This is a genomic window from Benzoatithermus flavus, assembly GCF_037908215.1.
Lineage (GTDB): Bacteria > Pseudomonadota > Alphaproteobacteria > Geminicoccales > Geminicoccaceae > Benzoatithermus > Benzoatithermus flavus.
In genome coordinates, this window is record NZ_JBBLZC010000044.1 from 1 (window position 1) to 15,943 (window position 15,943).

The 15,943-nt window shown below is 70.0% G+C and carries 16 protein-coding genes; 10 read left to right on the forward strand and 6 right to left on the reverse strand.

Going from position 1 to position 15,943, the window contains the following annotated elements; translation table 11 throughout:
- Positions 1-373: 373 nt before the first annotated feature.
- The gene (locus U1T56_RS23425; RefSeq protein ID WP_418161936.1) at positions 374-2,935 is read right to left on the reverse strand and encodes a bifunctional diguanylate cyclase/phosphodiesterase; all 2,562 of its coding nucleotides are present in this window, start codon (positions 2,933-2,935) and stop codon (positions 374-376) included.
- 332 nt (positions 2,936-3,267) lie between these two features.
- On the opposite strand from U1T56_RS23425, the gene U1T56_RS23430 reads away from it, so the two are divergent.
- From U1T56_RS23430 to U1T56_RS23440, 3 genes are all read left to right on the forward strand, one after another.
- Positions 3,268-4,029: a GntR family transcriptional regulator gene (locus tag U1T56_RS23430; RefSeq protein ID WP_418161937.1), complete on the forward strand. Its 762-nt coding sequence runs from the start codon at positions 3,268-3,270 to the stop codon at positions 4,027-4,029.
- A 725-nt stretch (positions 4,030-4,754) separates the two neighbouring features.
- Positions 4,755-6,746, forward strand: coding sequence for a protein-L-isoaspartate(D-aspartate) O-methyltransferase (locus tag U1T56_RS23435; protein WP_418161938.1), 1,992 nt, complete (start codon positions 4,755-4,757; stop codon positions 6,744-6,746).
- 44 nt (positions 6,747-6,790) lie between these two features.
- On the forward strand, positions 6,791-7,171 hold the full coding sequence (locus U1T56_RS23440) for a hypothetical protein (RefSeq protein WP_418161939.1): 381 nt from the start codon (positions 6,791-6,793) through the stop codon (positions 7,169-7,171).
- On the opposite strand, the gene U1T56_RS23445 is transcribed toward U1T56_RS23440, so the two are convergent.
- The 4 genes from U1T56_RS23445 to U1T56_RS23460 all read right to left on the reverse strand — a co-directional run bounded on the left by U1T56_RS23445 (position 7,159) and on the right by U1T56_RS23460 (position 9,588).
- Entirely contained in the window at positions 7,159-7,425 is a 267-nt protein-coding gene (locus tag U1T56_RS23445; protein WP_418161940.1) for an FAD-dependent oxidoreductase, read from the reverse strand. The two genes, U1T56_RS23440 and U1T56_RS23445, sit on opposite strands and share 13 nt — an antisense overlap.
- A gap of 79 nt (positions 7,426-7,504) precedes the next feature.
- Entirely contained in the window at positions 7,505-8,839 is a 1,335-nt protein-coding gene (locus U1T56_RS23450; RefSeq protein ID WP_418161941.1) for a PQQ-dependent sugar dehydrogenase, read from the reverse strand.
- 29 nt (positions 8,840-8,868) lie between these two features.
- A complete protein-coding gene (locus U1T56_RS23455) occupies positions 8,869-9,210 on the reverse strand; it encodes a cupin domain-containing protein (protein WP_418161942.1) in 342 nt (113 codons plus the stop codon).
- Between the two features lie 144 nt (positions 9,211-9,354).
- Positions 9,355-9,588: a hypothetical protein gene (locus U1T56_RS23460; protein WP_418161943.1), complete on the reverse strand. Its 234-nt coding sequence runs from the start codon at positions 9,586-9,588 to the stop codon at positions 9,355-9,357.
- Positions 9,589-9,685: 97 nt separating this feature from the next.
- Between U1T56_RS23460 and U1T56_RS23465 the strand changes: the two genes are divergently transcribed.
- The 5 genes from U1T56_RS23465 (at position 9,686) to U1T56_RS23485 (ending at position 13,236) form a co-directional block, all read left to right on the forward strand.
- Positions 9,686-9,856, forward strand: a complete 171-nt coding sequence (locus U1T56_RS23465; RefSeq protein WP_418161944.1) for a hypothetical protein — start codon at positions 9,686-9,688, stop codon at positions 9,854-9,856.
- 120 nt (positions 9,857-9,976) lie between these two features.
- Positions 9,977-11,428 (forward strand): phospholipase D-like domain-containing protein, encoded by a 1,452-nt coding sequence (locus U1T56_RS23470; RefSeq protein WP_418161945.1) that lies wholly within the window; start codon positions 9,977-9,979, stop codon positions 11,426-11,428.
- A 175-nt stretch (positions 11,429-11,603) separates the two neighbouring features.
- Positions 11,604-12,080 (forward strand): DUF2267 domain-containing protein, encoded by a 477-nt coding sequence (locus U1T56_RS23475; RefSeq protein WP_418161946.1) that lies wholly within the window; start codon positions 11,604-11,606, stop codon positions 12,078-12,080.
- Positions 12,081-12,149: 69 nt separating this feature from the next.
- Positions 12,150-12,503 (forward strand): hypothetical protein, encoded by a 354-nt coding sequence (locus U1T56_RS23480; protein ID WP_418161947.1) that lies wholly within the window; start codon positions 12,150-12,152, stop codon positions 12,501-12,503.
- A 49-nt stretch (positions 12,504-12,552) separates the two neighbouring features.
- On the forward strand, positions 12,553-13,236 hold the full coding sequence (locus tag U1T56_RS23485; protein ID WP_418161948.1) for a membrane-associated protein: 684 nt from the start codon (positions 12,553-12,555) through the stop codon (positions 13,234-13,236).
- Between the two features lie 45 nt (positions 13,237-13,281).
- On the opposite strand, the gene U1T56_RS23490 is transcribed toward U1T56_RS23485, so the two are convergent.
- A complete protein-coding gene (locus U1T56_RS23490; protein ID WP_418161949.1) occupies positions 13,282-13,503 on the reverse strand; it encodes a hypothetical protein in 222 nt (73 codons plus the stop codon).
- A gap of 201 nt (positions 13,504-13,704) precedes the next feature.
- Here U1T56_RS23490 and U1T56_RS23495 point away from each other — a divergent pair, with 201 nt between their 5' ends.
- Together U1T56_RS23495 and U1T56_RS23500 are read left to right on the forward strand one after the other, a co-directional pair.
- Positions 13,705-14,250 (forward strand): DUF2934 domain-containing protein, encoded by a 546-nt coding sequence (locus tag U1T56_RS23495; RefSeq protein WP_418161950.1) that lies wholly within the window; start codon positions 13,705-13,707, stop codon positions 14,248-14,250.
- A 133-nt stretch (positions 14,251-14,383) separates the two neighbouring features.
- Positions 14,384-14,998, forward strand: coding sequence for an MlaC/ttg2D family ABC transporter substrate-binding protein (locus tag U1T56_RS23500; RefSeq protein ID WP_418161951.1), 615 nt, complete (start codon positions 14,384-14,386; stop codon positions 14,996-14,998).
- The last annotated feature ends 945 nt before the right edge of the window (positions 14,999-15,943 follow it).

Below are 15,943 nucleotides of genomic sequence, written 5' to 3' on the forward strand. Positions count from 1 at the left end.
CGCCGACCCGCTCCGCCGCCTCACCCGCGCCGCCCGCCGGTCTGCGGCCGAGCCAGCCTCGAATGGCCAAAGTCGAGATGAGCTGCGCCGGGTTTCGTGGAGGGGATTTCGTTCGGACGTCAGGCTGCCGAGGCGGGCTTCCGGCTCGCGCCGCTTCGCCGGGCACCGCTTCGATGGCTGCTTCGTTCCCCGCCCTCCAGCCCGCTACAGGGCCGGCCCACCGCCGAACCCGGTGCGGGCTCGCTCCGGGACAGGGCTTCACCCAGGGCGGCGCTCGCCGGATGTGGCGGAGCCCCGTTCCGTTTGGGACGGATCCGCGCCGCACGCCCGATGTGCGCGGGTCATCCTGGCCGACGCGCTCTCGGTCCATGGCTCATGGACCGCCTGCCGCGGATACCGGTTCGGCAACGCGGGACGATCCAGCGGGAGAGCCGCGCTCCGATGGCGCGGAAGCCGCTAGATGCGTGGCCCCGCGGACCAGACCGTCGATCGCGGCGACCTCCATCGCGCGACCGAAGAGATAGCCTTGCGCCTGCTCGCAGCCCTCCCGCCTCAGGACCTCGAGCTGTGCTGCCGTCTCCACCCCCTCGGCGCAGATGCACATGCCGAAGCTCCGGCCGAGGCCGATGATGGCGCGAATGATGGCAGCGTTGCCCGCATCCTCGCCCAGCCGGCCGACGAAGGACCGGTCGATCTTGATCTTGTCGAACGGAAACTTCTGCAGGTAACTCAGGCTCGAGTAGCCGGTCCCGAAGTCGTCCATGGCGATGCCGACACCGAGCGCCTTGATCTGCTCGAGGGTGCGGAGCGCTGCGGCGGTGTTCTGGATCAGGAGGCCCTCGGTGATCTCGATCTCCAGTCGCCACGGCTCGAGGCCGGATTCGACGAGGGCCCGCCGGATCGCCCGGACGAGGCCGCGCTGGCGGAACTGGGCGGGCGAGACGTTGACCGACACCCTGATGCCCGGCCAGCGGACCGCGTCGCGGCAGGCCGTGCGCAGCACCCATTCGCCGATCGGCACGATCAGGCCCGCATCCTCGGCCACCGGCACGAACTCGGAAGGCGGGATCGGACCGCGCGTCGGATGACGCCAGCGCAGGAGAGCCTCGACACCCGCGATCATCCCCGTTCCGGCGTCGACCTGCGGCTGGTAATGGACCTCGAGCTGCTCCGTCGCGACGGCATGGCGGAGGGAGGACTCCAGGAACCTGCGTTCGCGCAGGCGCTCGTCCATGCCGGGCTCGAAAAAGCAGGTGCGGCCGCGACCGTCCTCCTTGGCGCGATAGAGCGCTATGTCCGCCTTCTGCAGCAGTTGCGTGGCGTCCGTTCCGTCGGCCGGGACGAGAGCGACGCCGATGCTGGACCCGATCACGACCTCGACATCCTCGATCCGAACCGGCTCGGCCAGAGCGGTCAGAATCCGGTCGCACAGCCGCTGGACGTCGTCCGGCTGCGCGACATCGGTCTGCAGGACCGCGAACTCGTCGCCGCCCAGCCGTGCCACGATGTCGGTCTCGCGGATGCAGCCGCGCAGCCGCTGTGCACAGGCTGCCAGCAGCCGATCGCCGGCGGCATGGCCGAGGCTGTCGTTGATCTCCTTGAACCGGTCGAGATCGATGCACAAGACGGCCGAGCGCTCGCCGTAGCGCCGCAGGCGACGCAACGTCTCCTCCAGCCGCTCGTGCAGGACCAGACGGTTGGGCAGGCCGGTCAGGGCGTCGTGCTCCGCGAGGAAGCGGACCTGATCCAGCGCCGCCATCTCGGCCGTGATGTCCGTCGCGATGCCGCGATAGCCCGCAAGGGTGCCCTCGGCGCCGCGAATCGGCGTGCCGGTGAGCCGGAGCGTCCGCGCCTGCTCCGCATCCGAGCGGAGCAGGCAGGGGACGTCGCGGAAGGGCTGTCCTGCTGCCAGGGTCGCGCGCTGACGCTGCCGCAGCTCCGGATCGGGCGGCAGCTCCAGGATCTCGTGCAGCGGCCGACCCGTCACCTCGCCTGCGCGTAACCCGGTGGCACGGCCGAAATGCTCGGAGACGTAGGTCAGCCGGAGATCGGCATCGGTTTCCCAGATCCAGTCCGACGCCGCCTCGGCAATGTCGCGAAAGCGGGCCTCGCTCGCACGGATCGCGGTCGTGGAACGACGGATGTTGCCGAGCACGAGGCGCGTGAAGCCGCCCAGGACGACGAGCGAGCCGAGCAGCGTCGGGATCAGCCATGCGAGCTGGACCCGTCCGGGACGCTGCGGTTTCCAGACGATCTCCCGCACCGTCTCGCCCGAAGGCCCCGGCAGCGCCACCCGGCCGAGGCCGGCGCTGCCCGTGCCAGGCGCGGTGAGGCTCGCGGCTTCGATGCCGAAATCCTCCTCGAGCCGGGCGAGGAAGTCGGCATCGAGGCGCTTCGCGAAGATCAGAAGAGCCGGCGGCCCCGCTGGCGGGACGAGGCTGGAGCCGGGCTGTGGCACGATGGGGCTCGCCGCCGCCGCGAGCAGCCCTTCCGGGCCGAAGAGCACGGCAGAAGCCGCCACCGGCTCCGCTGCGTTCTGGCGCCGCGCGACGGCGAGCAGATCCGGCAGATTCGGCCCCAGCGCCTCGGCCGCCTTTCCGATCTCCCGCCGGCCGTCGACCCAACCCAGGAGCATGCGGCCATCGCCGCCGACGACCAGGCTGATCTCGTAGCCGAAAGCCGTGCGCACGTAGGGACCGATGTTGAGATCGGCCCAGACCGGATCGGGGGTGAGCAGCAGATGCTGGACCGCATCATTCCACCAGGCGTAATCGCGTGCGTTGGCCGCGACCGCGCGCAGAACGCTGCGAACGCTCTGGGTCACGATCCGCGCCTCGCTGTTCCGCTGCAGGCTGTCCTGGCGCAGGCTGCCGGCATAGATCGCGGCGGCGATGATGATCGCCGCCGTGGTGATCAGGCTCGCCAGGGAGACCACGACACGGCCGTTCCTGTCGGGTGCCGCAGGGCAAGGCATCGATGACGGGAGCGAAAGTTCCACGAGCGCCGCCGATCATGGCTGTGACCGTCGCGATGCTTAACATCCGACCCCCTAAGGAACGTTTAAGCCCGGCCGGGCGCCGATCGGGCGGCGCAGGGGGTATGGCGGGGCGCCGGCAGGAACGAGCGCCACGGGCAACAGGGGCCGCGCCACGACCGTATACAATCATGCCCGCGAACTGGATACGCGATTTGAAAACGCCGCCCGCGTGCGCTAGCTTGGCCCGGCCCGCCGCACGGGCTCGTCCTCTGCTCTTGGAGGAGAAAGTCTTGCGCCAGAGAGGCTCGGTCCAGGCCGGCACGTCGCTCGCCGATCCGTGCGCCTCCAGCCGGAGGCGGCGGCCGGCCGACGAGGTGATCTACGGCGAGGTGCTCGATGCGATCATCAGCCACCGGCTGCCGCCCGGCACGGCGCTGCCCGAGGACACGCTGGCGGCCGCCTTCGGCGTCAGCCGCACCCTCGTGCGGAAGGCGCTGCAGCGGCTCGCGCACGGCAAGCTGATCGAGCTGCGCCGCAACCGGGGGGCCATCGTGGCGCGGCCTTCGGTCGAGGAGGCGCGCGAGCTGTTCGATGCGCGCCGGCTGATCGAGCCCGTTCTGGTCCGTTCGGCCGCGAGCCGGATCGGCGATGCCGAGCTCGAGGCGCTGCGCGCCGGTGTGACCCGCGAACGCGAGGCCTTCGCCCGCGGCGACCGGCACGAGCTGATCCGGCTCTCGGGCGCGTTCCACTGCCGGATCGCGGCATCCTCGGGCAATCGCGTGCTGGCCGACTTCCTCGGCGAGCTGATCTCGCGCACCTCGCTCGTGATCGCCCTCTACGAGCAGCCGGCGATCTGGCCCTGCTCGCTCGACGAGCACGGGCGCGTGCTGGAAGCGCTCGCCCGGCGCGATGCGGCCGCCGCCGCCGAGCTGATGCGCCACCATCTCGACCATTGCGAGGCCCAGCTCGACCTCTCGGGCGAGGGCCGCGCGGTCGACCTCATGGCGCTCTTCGCCCATGCCCGCGCCGAGCCGGCGCTCGAGGCCTCCTGAGGCCACCACGACACGCGGCAGCCGGGGGGAGGCGCCATCGCCCACCGGTGCGGAGACTTCACCGTCCTCCGGTCGGGCCGAGGCAGGGCCGGCTTCGTGCCGTTCGCGACATGGTCGGCGGATTATCCGGCGTGGTCGGCGTCACATCGGGCTGTGGAGTGGGCGGCGTGTCCGGCGGGAAAGGCTGGACGTCCGGCTCGGTGGGGTGCGGAATGGCCGGAGGCTGCTGGGTAGGATCCGGCCCGACTTCCGGGCGAGGCGGCCGGGGCGGCACCACCTCTGGTCCGGTGGCATCGAGCTGCAGCTCGCGGGCTGCCGACGACGTCATCCGGTTCGGGCGCATCATGCACGAGGTGGTCATCGCGCGCTCCGGTCTGTGTGGACGAGGGCTGCAGCCTAGAAGCTTCGGCCGGAAGGGCATCGTGCGCAAGCCTGTGATGCTGCCGGCGGCTCGTCGGGCAAGGTGAGGTGGGCGCTCCAGGACGTGCCCTGCGCGTGCGGAACCTTGCACCGCACGGGGCATTGTCCCTCGTGGCCCTCGCGAGTGCAGTGCGGGAGCTGCTCCCGATGGGTGGTCGTGGAACGAGGCAGGCGGTCCCCCGTGCCGGATGTCCGCCCGGGACTGCCGTCGAGGAGCCAGTGCGGCACAGACCGGAACCTCGCACCCGAGGTGCGAGCACGAGCTGGAGCGGCTGCCGCTCCGGATTGGAGCGGAAAGGCATGCCATGCCCGATTTCTCCTACGCGCGCGAACGGATGGTGGAGATGCAGATCGCCCGGCGCGGCGTGCGCGATGCCTTCGTCCTGGACGCGATGCGCCGTGTGCCGCGCGAGGCGTTCGTCGAGCCCGGCTTCGAAGAGTTCGCCTACGAGGACAGTCCGCTGCCGATTGGCGAGGGCCAGACCATCTCGCAGCCCTATGTCGTCGCCTTCATGATCGAGGCGGCCGAGGTGAAGCCGGGCGAGCGCGTGCTCGAGGTGGGGGCGGGCTCGGGCTACGCCGCGGCGGTGATGAGCCGGATAGCCGGGAAGGTCTACGCGATCGAGCGGCACGAGGCGTTGGCGAAAGCGGCGCAGCGGCGGTTCGAGGAGCTGGGCTACGACAATATCGAGCTGCGCGTGGGCGACGGCTCGCGCGGCTGGCCGGAAGCGGCACCGTTCGATGCGATTCTGGTGGCAGCGGGAGCGCCCGGGGTTCCCGAGGCGCTGAAGGAGCGGCTCGCGATCGGCGGTCGGCTGGTGATCCCGGTGGGCGAGGAGGCGTCGCAGACGCTCTTGAGGATCACCCGCAAGGGGGCCGCGTCCTACGAGGAGGAGAGCTTGGCTGGTGTCGCGTTCGTGCCCCTGATCGGCGAGCAGGGCTGGGTCGAGGACGGGCGGCGCTCGGCCTCGAACCACCTGCCCGGCCAGTCGCGCGGGCGCACGCTGCCCGAGATGATCGCCGCTGCCGCCGAGCCTTTGCCCGCGATCGACGATCCCGCCTTCGCCGAGCCGTTCGACCGCTTCGCCAACCGGCGGGTCGTGCTCTTAGGCGAGGCCAGCCACGGCACGTCCGAATTCTACCGGGCACGGGCCGCGATCGCGCGCCGCCTGATCGAGCGGCACGGCTTCACCATCCTCGCCGTCGAGGCGGACTGGCCGGATGCGGCCGCCATCGACCGCTACGTGCGCCATCGCCCGGCGCGCAAGCGCGCCGAGCCGCCGTTCCAGCGCTTTCCCACCTGGATGTGGCGCAACACCGACGTGGCGGCATTCGTCGACTGGCTGCGCGCACGCAACGAGAACGTGCCGGAGCCGGAGCGGCGGGCCGGGTTCTACGGCCTCGACATCTACAACATGAGCGGCTCGATCGCGGCCGTTCTGGACTATCTCGACAAGGTCGATCCCGAGGCTGCGAGGGTGGCGCGGGAGCGCTACGGCTGCCTGACACCCTGGCAGCGGGAGCCCTCGACCTATGGCCGCGCCGTGCTCACGGGCGGTTATCGCAAATGCGAGCAGGCGGTGATCGAGCAGTGCCAGGAGCTCCTGCGGCGGCGGCTCGAGTACGCCGCCCAGGACGGCGAGAGCTTCCTGGACGCAGCGCAGAACGCACGGCTTGTCGCCTCGGCCGAGCGCTATTACCGGATCATGTATTATGGCGGCCCAGATTCTTGGAATCTGCGCGACACGCACATGTTCGAGACGCTCGAACACCTGCTCGAGGCGCGCGGACCGGGCTCGAAGGCGATCGTCTGGGCGCACAACTCGCACATCGGCGATGCCCGTTACACCGACATGGGGGTGATGCGCGAGGAGCTCAACATCGGCCAGCTCTGCCGCGAGCGGTTCGGCGGCGAGGCGGCCCTGATCGGCTTCGGCACGCACACCGGCACGGTCGCGGCCGCGAGCGACTGGGACGGCGACATGGAGGTCAAGCGGGTGCGGCCGTCGCGCCCCGACAGCTACGAGCGCTTGTGCCACGATACCGGCGTGCCGTCCTTCCTACTCGACCTCAACCGCGACCAGGCGCTGCGCCGGCGGCTGCTCGAGCCCCGACTCGAGCGGTTCATCGGCGTCATCTACCGGCCCGAAAGCGAGCTGATGAGCCATTACGCCGAGGCCTCGCTGCCACAGCAGTTCGATGCCTATGTTTGGTTCGACGCGACCGCGGCGGTGACACCCTTGGGACCGGAGCACGCGCGGCCGGGGGCGCCCGAGACCTATCCGTTCGGGCTCTAGCTCGTGTTTCGCGACACGGCTACGTGCTCGAGAAGCTCGCGTGGATGGAGGCCGCGCGAATCTGGCCCAACGGCCTGCGCTATTTCTGGACCGATGCGTTCGGCGTCGTGCTCTATCTCTCGCTCTATCGGGAGCTCGGGGAGGAGCGCTGGCTCGCGGCCGCCGAGCGGCTCGTGGCCGAGGTCGAGCGCGTGCTCGGCCGCCGCCGGGGCTCGCGCATCGGCGAAGCACCCGACCGCGACGGGCAGTACCACCATTATCTCGCGATGTGGCTGTTCGCGCTCGCACGGCTGGGCGAGGTCCTGCCCCGCTACCGGGAACGCGGCGTGGCACTCGCGCGCGACATCCACCCGGCCTTCGTGGTCCCCCGCCGCGGCGTCATCTGGAAGATGCAGGAGGATCTGAGCGGGCCCTACCCGGGCTGATACCGGTAGATCAGGCCGTGCTGCGAGGTGATCTTGGCAGTCGAGCGCCCGGTCACCTGCTGCCCGACGCGCAACGCTTCGATCACGGCGACCGCGCGGCCGGCGCGCGTGAGGGCGAATGCCGTGGTCAGCCCGACGATGCCGCCGCCGATCACGGCGGTCTCGACCTTCAGGTCCCGATCCAGCTTCGGGTAAGAGGTCGCCGGTGTGGTCGCGACCCAGGGCGAAAGGGGCAGGCCGGGGAGCGCGAGCATCGGACATCTCCTGAGCGGTAGCGATCTGCGTTCGGGACGCCGCCCCGACCCGCCGCCGAACGCGCCGTTTCTGCGGGCTCTACCGCTCCGCCACCTGGCCCGCTGCCGGTGTCACCCGCCAGATACTGTTGCCGACGTCGTCGGCCACCAGCAGGGCACCATCCTTGCCCACCGCGACTCCGACCGGGCGGCCGCGCGCGTTGCCTTGCGCGTCGAGAAAGCCGGCGAGTACGTTCTCGGGTGGTCCGGCCGGGCGGCCATGGGCGAAAGGAACGAAGATCACCCTGTAGCCGCTCGGCGGGTTCCGGTTCCAGGAACCGTGCTGGCCGACGAACGCCCCGCCCCGATAGTGCCCGGGCAGGAGTTTGTCGTCGTGGAAGGTGAGCCCCAAGGAGGCGGTGTGAGCGCCCAGCCCGTAGTCCGGCACGATCGCCTTCGCCACGAGGTCGGGGCGCTGCGGCTGCACCCGCTCGTCGACGTGCCGGCCCCAGTAGCTGAACGGCCAGCCGTAGAAGCCGCCCTTCTTCACCATGGTCATGTAGTCCGGGACGAGATCGCTGCCGAGCTCGTCGCGCTCGTTGACCGCGACCCAGAGGGCCCCGGTCTCGGGCTCGAACGCCATGCCGACCGGGTTGCGCAGGCCCGAGGCGTATACCCGATGCGCCCCAGTCCTGCGGTCGATCTCCCAGATCGCCGCCCGGCCCTCCTCCGCCGCAAGCCCGTTCTCGGCGGCGTTGCTGTTCGAGCCCACGCCGACATAGAGCCGTGAGCCGTCCGGGCTGGCGACGAGGCTCTTGGTCCAGTGATGGTTGATCGGCCCTGCGGGCAGATCGACCAGCTTCGTGCCGGGGGCGGTGATCCGTGTTTCGCCCTCGCGGTAGGGGAAGCGGAGCACCGCATCCGTGTCGGCGACGTAGAAGTCGTTCCCGACCAGCGCCATGCCGAAGGGCGAATTCAGGCCTTCGAGGAAGACCGTGCGCGTCTCGACCGTACCGTCGTGGTCGGCATCGCGCAACAGCGTGATCCGGTTGGCGCTGGGCCGGCTGGAGCCGGCCTCGCGCATCAGCAGGCCCATGATCCAGCCCTTGATTCCCTTCCGGTCCTCGGGCTTGGGCGGAGCGTCGGTCTCGGCCACGAGCACGTCGCCGTTGGGGAGGACGTAGAGCCAGCGCGGGTGCTCGAGGCCGGTAGCGAAGGCCGCGACCGCGAGCCCCGGTGCCGCGACGGGCTTCGCACCTTGTGGCCAGCCCTCGGCGGAGGCGACCTCGACCGTCGGGATCAGGGTCGGATTCGGCGGCGGCAGCGCCGGGTTCGGGCCGAACCCGGCCTCGACCGGCAGGGTCGCGTGCTCGCCGCAAGCGGCGAGGCTCAGGAGAGGGACCAGGGTCAGGGCGAGAAGGGTGGCGTTGTGCATGGCGGGCTTCCGGCGATCGTTGCCCCTGCTCAGGCTTCGTCGCGACCGTGGACCTGGGCCGGGGGAGAGGTCGCCTCCACGGCCGTGAACGGCTCGAGGATGCGGTAGCTGTGCTCGGCCCCGGCCGGCACCAGCCAGGAATCGCCGGGCTCGAGCCGCAGGATCTGCCCTTCGAGCACGAGCTCGGCCTTGCCGGCGATCACGTAGCCCACGGTCTCGTAGTCACGCCGTACGGCGGGCTTGTCGGACTGGGGCGGCTCGTCCCGCCACAGGCGCATCGAGACCCGCTTGCCCGAGGCGAGATAGACCTGGCCCATCTCGCCACGCGGCGAGGTCGCGCTGCTTACCTTCTTCACGGTGGTATCGGTCATGGTTCTCTCCAAGCCTCCACCGAGAACGCGTGTCCGGCACCGGTGTTCCGGCGAGGCCGAAACCGGCCATGTCTCTCCGGCAGCGAGACGCAAGATGCCGAAGCGATGCGCCACGCTGCCGCGATCGGGCGGTTTCGGCCCGGATCAGGCCCGGTCCTTCAGCCCGCTGGCGCCCTCCTTCTGCGCGCAGTGGGCGCAGCAATAGATCTTGCCGGCCTGCTCGACCCCATGACCGATGATGCGCGTGCCGCAATGCGCGCAGGTGGGGGCGAGCGCGTGGATCGCGCACTCGAAGCTGTCGAAGGTGTGCGTCCTGCCCTGCATCGTGACCTGGAACGCCTTGTCGTAATCGTTGCCGCAAACCTCACAGACCGCCATGATACCAGCTCCTTCGCCGGATACCTCCGACTGGCGGCGATGCCGCTCATCGTCCTCTGTGATCTGAACCGGCATCCTGCGAACGGGTTGCATTGTCTTGCCGGCCATTCTCGATTCCACCGATACGGACGATCCGCCCGGCTTCGAGCCGGCCCCGCTCGCAGCCCTCTCGCGCGAACCCGGTGCCGAGCACGGCGTTCAGATCGAGGCGAGCGCCTTGCCTGGGCAGACGATCCGTGCCGGCGCGAAGATGCGTCCACCGACCTGACCGTACGACATGCCTCGCTTTTCGGCATCGGCGGCAGGCAAGAGCGGCGTGTTCGGCCGCATGCCCGTCGAGGTGCCTGTAAGCCGCATGATCCTTTCCGAAGGCTGGGAGCAAGAACCGATGAGGCCGCTCTCGAGGCCCGGCTCGACCTGCTGGCGGCTCGAGCCAGCCGGGAGAGCAGCCGTCGTGGTCGACGGTGCTGCCTACTTCCGCCTCGTCAAGGCCGCCATCGCGGCGGCCAGGTACTCGATCCTCCTTCTGGGCTGGGACTTCGACCCGCGCATCCGGCTCGAGCCGGACCGTCCGGACAACTCCCGGCCGGACCAGCTCGGCGCCTTGCTGAAGCGCTTGCTCGCCGAGCGGGAGAGTCTCCATGTCCACATCCTCATCTGGGACATGGTCCTGCCGATCGCGGCCAATCGCCGGTTCGTGCCGCAGCGGGCGCGCTCCTGGCTGCGTGCGGACCGGCTATATTACCGGCTCGACGATCGGCATCCTTTCGGAAGCTGCCATCACCAGAAGCTGCTCGTGATCGACGATGCGATCGCGTTCTGCGGCGGTATGGACTTCGCGGGCAATCGCTGGGACACGCCGGTTCATCCCGATCGCGATCCGCGCCGCCGGACGCCGGAGGGTAGGGCCTACCAGCCACGACACGACGTCATGCTGGCCGTGACCGGTGCTGCTGCGGCCGCTCTGGGCGATCTCGCGCGCGAGCGCTGGCACCGTGCCACGGGCGAGCGGATCGAGCCGCCGCCCGCCGGCAACCGGATCTGGCCCGAGGGCTTGCGAGCGGAATTCACGGATGTCCCGGTGGCGATCGCCCGCACGGAGCCGGCCTGGCACCGCCAGGAGGAGGTGCGCGAGAACGAGGCGCTGTTCGGGGCGGCCATCGCCGCGGCGCGACGCTGGATCTATCTGGAAAGCCAGTACGTCGCCGCACCTGGAATCGCCGCCGCCCTAGCTGCGCGTCTCGCCGCGGCGGACGGGCCCGAGGCCGTGATCGTCTGCCCGGCGCACAGCCCGAGCTACTTCGACCGGCTGGCGATGGACCCGGCACGGGCCGGCTTCGTCCGGCGGCTGCGCGCCGCCGACCGTCATGGCCGGTTCAGGATCCTGACACCGGTCGCGGCATTCGGGACGCCGATCGTCGTGCACTCCAAGGTCATGGTGGTGGACGATCGGCTGCTGCGGGTCGGCTCTGCGAACCTCAACAACCGCTCCTTGGGGTTCGACACCGAATGCGACCTGGCGATCGAGGCGATGCCGGGCGAGCCGGGCGCCGGCCGCGTGCAGGAGGCGATCGGCCGAGTCCTGGTCCGGCTCCTGGCGGAGCATCTGGGTGTCCCGACGGCCGAGCTCGCGGCGACGCTCGAGCGGACCGGCAGCCTTGTCGCGACCATCGACACCCTTGATCGGGGTTCCGGACGTTGCCTGCGACCACCGACCGAGCCGGCCAGGACTGGGCTCGCGGCCATGATCGAGGTGATCCATCTCTTCGATCCTCTCGGAGCGGCTGATGCCTGGCGGCCGTGCCGGCGGCTCCGGTCGGCCCGCCCACGCTCGCCTTGAAAGGCTGGTGCGAGCCGTGGCGGGCCGACCCGAATTCGCCTCGATGGTGCACAGGAGGTTCGGAACAAAAGCGATCCCATTGCGTTGGGCAGGCAACCCGAGGCGCACCCGGCCCTGTGCCGCCGAGCAGGGCCGGCGAGGAGAAGCGCCCAGCTCCACGACAGGAGAGTCCATCATGAGCAGCACCGGCCTCGATGTCTTCGACAAGACTCTGCAGACCACGCACATCTGGCTCGGCGAGATCATGGCCGAGATGGGGCCGGACCGGCAGCGGGCCTATCATGCGCTCCGGGCGGTCCTGCATGCGCTGCGCGACCGGCTGCCAATCGACGACTCGGCGCATCTCGCAGCGCAGCTCCCGCTGCTCGTGCGCGGCATCTATTACGACGGCTGGCATCCTCGGCCCGGGACCAGCCGGGAGCGCAAGCAGGAGGCGTTCGTCGCCCACATCCAAGACGGGCTCCAAGGCATCCGGCCGTTCGACCCGAAGCAGGCCGCGCAGGTGGTGTTCAAGGTGATCGCCCGGCACGTGAGCCCCGGCGAATGGCAGAAGGTGAAGCACGCCTTGCCCCAGGAGATCCAGGTGCTCTGGCCGGAAGACCAGAGCACCGCGGCCGTGGGCGATGGCGCCGGAGCGGCGGCGAGGAGCTGACCGGCCGGACGGGGTCGGACATGGCCTTGCGCCCGTCCAGCGGCGGCCCCTGGCATCGTGGCGGTGATCATGGCCGAAAGCAGCGGGTTCAAAGGCGGCCGTGCCGGCGAGGCGGTGCGGATCGGACCGATGGAGCTCGAGGGCACGCTCGTCCTGCCGGAGCCGGGGCACGGGATCGTGCTGTTCGCGCCCGGCCGCGTGCTGGCAGAACCCATGGCGCCCGCCGACACGGCCGAGATGCTGCGCGCCGTGTGCGACGAGGTCGTGTTCCTGGCGACACCTGCCGATTTCTGGGCGGTCGGGCATCATTACGACGACTCCCGGCAGCTCGACGACGAAGGCGTGATCGCGATGCTGGCACAGGCTCCCTGCCCGGCCGGGACGGATGCGACCAGCGTGTGGCATGGCGGCGATCGAGCCTGAGCCCGGCCGGCACGAGCCGGGTCCGGGTGTCGTTCCGGAGAGGAAGCCCATGTTCGAGCCGTCCTCGCATCGTCGAGCACCGCCCGGCTCGGCGTCGTCCTTCGGTCGTGACGAGGCGCTCCGGCCCGACCGGGCGCCTTCGCGGGTGCCGCTCGCACCCAAGCTGGCATGGACGGGCTTCGCCGCCGTGCTCGTCCCCACCTACTGGCAGGCTTACGGGTCCAGCAATTTCCTGTGGTTCTCGGATATCGGCCTGTTCCTGGCGGGCGGCGCCCTCTGGCTCGAAAGCCCGCTCCTCGCCAGCACCGCCGCGGTCGGCGTCCTCGCCCTCGAGCTGGGCTGGAATCTCGACTTCCTCGCCGGCGGTCGCCTCCTGGGGCTCGCCGGCTACATGTTCGATTCGCGCAAGCCCGCTTACCTGCGCGCTCTGTCGCTCTTCCACATGGCCCTGCCGCCGCTTCTCGCCTGGTTGCTGCGCCGGCTCGGCTACGATCGCCGGGCGCTCGTCACGCAGACGGCGCTGGCTTGGCTCGTGCTGCCCGCAACTTATTTCTTCACCGACCCGGAGGAAAACATCAACTGGGTGTTCGGGCCGGGCAAGGCACCGCAGAACGTGGTTCCGGGCCCGGTTTATCTCGGCGCGCTGATGCTGGGCCTGCCGGCTCTCGTCTTCCTGCCGACCCATCTCGTGCTGCGCAAACTGATGCAACCGGCCCACATCTCCAGCGGGTGAGCGCAGCCGACGCGACGGATGCGCTCGCCCGGCACTGTGTCCCGATCAACGCGAGCCGGTGCGCTTCTCGTCCTCGGGGGTGGTAGGATGCCGACCCGCCTCCGACATGCCCTCGATCATGTCGTGCGTGCCCGGTTGGCCGCCGTGGCTCACATCCTTGTCACCGGCCTTACCGATCTCGGCCTTGCCGGCCTCGGACATGCCTTTCGCCATCTTCTCCTTGGCTGCTTTGTCCGTGCCGCTCCGACGCTCGCTGTCCTCTGCCATGGTGCCAACCTCCTCGATCGAAGGCTCCATGCCTTCGGTGATCTGCCCTGCATAATCGGGTAGTCATCCTCGGGTTCCTCCGGCCCGCCGATCCACGCCGGAACAAGCATGGGGCCGACATGTTCTCCGATATCGGAACCACGGCGTCCCCGATCCTCGTGGCCACCGCGCGGATCGGGGCATTCTGGTCATAGGAGGCGCATGGTCGCCGACGATCTGGACGGGGTGCACGTGCTCGTGGCCGAGGACAGCTTCGTCGTGGCGCTCGACCTGGAGAATACGCTGACCGCGTTCGGTTGCCGCGTGCTCGGGCCGGTGGCGTCGGTCGCGGCGGGCCTCGTGCTGCTCGAACGGCAGCGCCCCGATCTGGCGCTGCTCGATGTCGAGCTCCAGGACGGTTGGGTCACCCCGCTCGCCGAGGCATTGGCGCGCAGGAACGTGCCGTTCCTGCTGGTGACTGGCTACGAGGGCGGCCATCTCGTGCAGCCGCTGCTCTGCACTGCCCCACGGCTCACGAAGCCCTGGAGCGAGCACGATCTCGCCCGCGCGCTCGAGCGGCTCTGGTGGCAGCAGCGGGTTCGCGAGCGGGCCTATGCCATCTGGGAGCAGGAAGGCCGTCCCGAAGGTCGGGCCGAGCGGCATTGGCTCATGGCCGAAGGCGAGCTTCGGGCCGCACGGCCCCGAGCCCTCGCGAGAGCCGCGGGAATGCATCGTGATCTGCCCTGTCCGGCAGCCCCGATCGCCTGAGCCTGCGAGCTGCCCATGTCAGGTCATCGGCGAGGGTGGGCCAGGATGCCGACCGCGCGCCATCATTCATCGGAGGTCACCTCGAGGCTGCGGTGCGGCGAACACCGGACCGGCAGCGGCTGGAACCACGAGCATGAGCTGCATCCTTCTGAGCCGACGACGGTGGCTGGCCCTGTCCTTGGCAGGGCTGGTCGTGCCCGGCGCCGCCACCCGAGCCGCGAAAGCCGAGGGCGCCGAGGCCGTGATCGACCGCCTGACCCGGAAGGCGGTGCGCATCCTCGCGACCACCGAAGTCGGCAGCCCGCAGCGCAAGGCCGGGCTGCGATCCCTTCTGGAGGAGGGGTTCGATCTGCCCTACCTCGCCCAGCTCGCCGTCGGCCGGGCTTGGCGCAAGCTGTCCGCGGCCGAGCGGCAGGACTTCATCCGGATCTTCACCAGGTGGGTGCTGGAGACGCAGTCCGCCCGGCTCAGCCAGTATGCCGGCGAGGAGATCGTGGTCACGGGCAGCCGGCCGGTGGGGGAGGGAGACACGATGGTCGCGACCCGTATCCAAGGCGGCAAGCTGGAGCAGCCGATCGAGGTCGACTGGCGGGTGCGCGAGCGCGGTGGCGATGACCGGATCATCGATGTCGTCATCGAAGGTGTCAGCATGGTCGTGACCTACCGCAACGAGTTCCAGGCGATCGTCGAGCGTGGCGGGGTCGAAGCGCTCAAGGCCGAGCTCGCCGCCCGCGCCGGCAAGAGCTGACGGCTTTCGAGATTCCGTTCGCGGTGCTGGCGATCGGCAGCGAGGTCGGTCTGCCCGATCATCCTCTCCCGTAGGATGTGCTGCGCCTTGGAGCCTTATCACCCGTCGAGCCGCGTCGGTTCGTGCGTCAGCTCCGGTTCAGCCGGCGAGAGAAGGAGAACAGGAGACGACAAGCCGCCAGGGTCCGCCGGCTGCACCGCATCGTGTGCAACCGGCGGCGCGATCGCCTGCACAAGATCAGCCGGACGCTGACAGCCAGGGACGGCCTGGCACGGCCGGAAGGTCGGGCGCATCGGCCGGTTCGACCGTTCCACGGGCGTCTGTATAGCGCGACGATCAGGGTGAGGTCCGCGACCGCGGACATTGCCGCGGCTCGGGTCATCGAGCTTCGCGACCTGCAACCGGCAAGGCGAGGCACGGGGTGGCCTCGGGCACGGGCGAGGTCTTGATCTTGAGCACGCTCGGTCTCATCGGCTAAGAGGCCTGACAGGCCGAGAATGGGCCGCCCTTCGTGACCGCCGAGGTCGCGCAGGCGGTGAAGGCGGCGGATGGCTACACAGTCGTGATCCGGGCCAGAAATCCGACGACGGCGCGTGCGCTGATCCGGGTTCGGACCGTGCCGATGCCTGCCCGGCTCGTTCGGGGCGATCGGACGAAGACGAAAGGGCTTGCCCGAGGACGTGTACCATTTTCGCACGCTCGGGACGTACGGTGTCGCAAATCGGCACGAGGCGCGGGCGGCCGACTCGATCGGCCGGCCCGTGATGCTGTCTCCGGCACTGGCATGAAAGCTGCGATGCCGATGGCGGACCGGAAGCACGGTCGCAGGCGACCGGCATCCCGGCATTCGGCAGGGGGCTGACAACCTTGAGCAAGACAATCTTGGACCGGCGGACGTTTTTGACGAGCGCGGCGCGCACGGCGGCCACGGTGGTGGTGCTCTCG

Excerpts from the sequence above, each read along its gene's own strand:
- U1T56_RS23495 (WP_418161950.1), top strand. The coding sequence starts at position 13,705 with ATGGTCGCCGACGATCTGGACGGGGTGCACGTGCTCGTGGCCGAGGAC.
- U1T56_RS23480 (WP_418161947.1), top strand. The coding sequence starts at position 12,150 with ATGGCCGAAAGCAGCGGGTTCAAAGGCGGCCGTGCCGGCGAGGCGGTG.
- U1T56_RS23450 (WP_418161941.1), bottom strand. The coding sequence starts at position 8,839 with ATGCACAACGCCACCCTTCTCGCCCTGACCCTGGTCCCTCTCCTGAGC.
- U1T56_RS23485 (WP_418161948.1), top strand. The coding sequence starts at position 12,553 with ATGTTCGAGCCGTCCTCGCATCGTCGAGCACCGCCCGGCTCGGCGTCG.
- U1T56_RS23460 (WP_418161943.1), bottom strand. The coding sequence starts at position 9,588 with ATGGCGGTCTGTGAGGTTTGCGGCAACGATTACGACAAGGCGTTCCAG.
- U1T56_RS23475 (WP_418161946.1), top strand. The coding sequence starts at position 11,604 with ATGAGCAGCACCGGCCTCGATGTCTTCGACAAGACTCTGCAGACCACG.
- U1T56_RS23445 (WP_418161940.1), bottom strand. The coding sequence starts at position 7,425 with ATGCTCGCGCTCCCCGGCCTGCCCCTTTCGCCCTGGGTCGCGACCACA.
- U1T56_RS23455 (WP_418161942.1), bottom strand. The coding sequence starts at position 9,210 with ATGACCGATACCACCGTGAAGAAGGTAAGCAGCGCGACCTCGCCGCGT.
- U1T56_RS23470 (WP_418161945.1), top strand. The coding sequence starts at position 9,977 with ATGAGGCCGCTCTCGAGGCCCGGCTCGACCTGCTGGCGGCTCGAGCCA.
- U1T56_RS23500 (WP_418161951.1), top strand. The coding sequence starts at position 14,384 with ATGAGCTGCATCCTTCTGAGCCGACGACGGTGGCTGGCCCTGTCCTTG.
- U1T56_RS23435 (WP_418161938.1), top strand. The coding sequence starts at position 4,755 with ATGCCCGATTTCTCCTACGCGCGCGAACGGATGGTGGAGATGCAGATC.
- U1T56_RS23490 (WP_418161949.1), bottom strand. The coding sequence starts at position 13,503 with ATGGCAGAGGACAGCGAGCGTCGGAGCGGCACGGACAAAGCAGCCAAG.
- U1T56_RS23440 (WP_418161939.1), top strand. The coding sequence starts at position 6,791 with ATGGAGGCCGCGCGAATCTGGCCCAACGGCCTGCGCTATTTCTGGACC.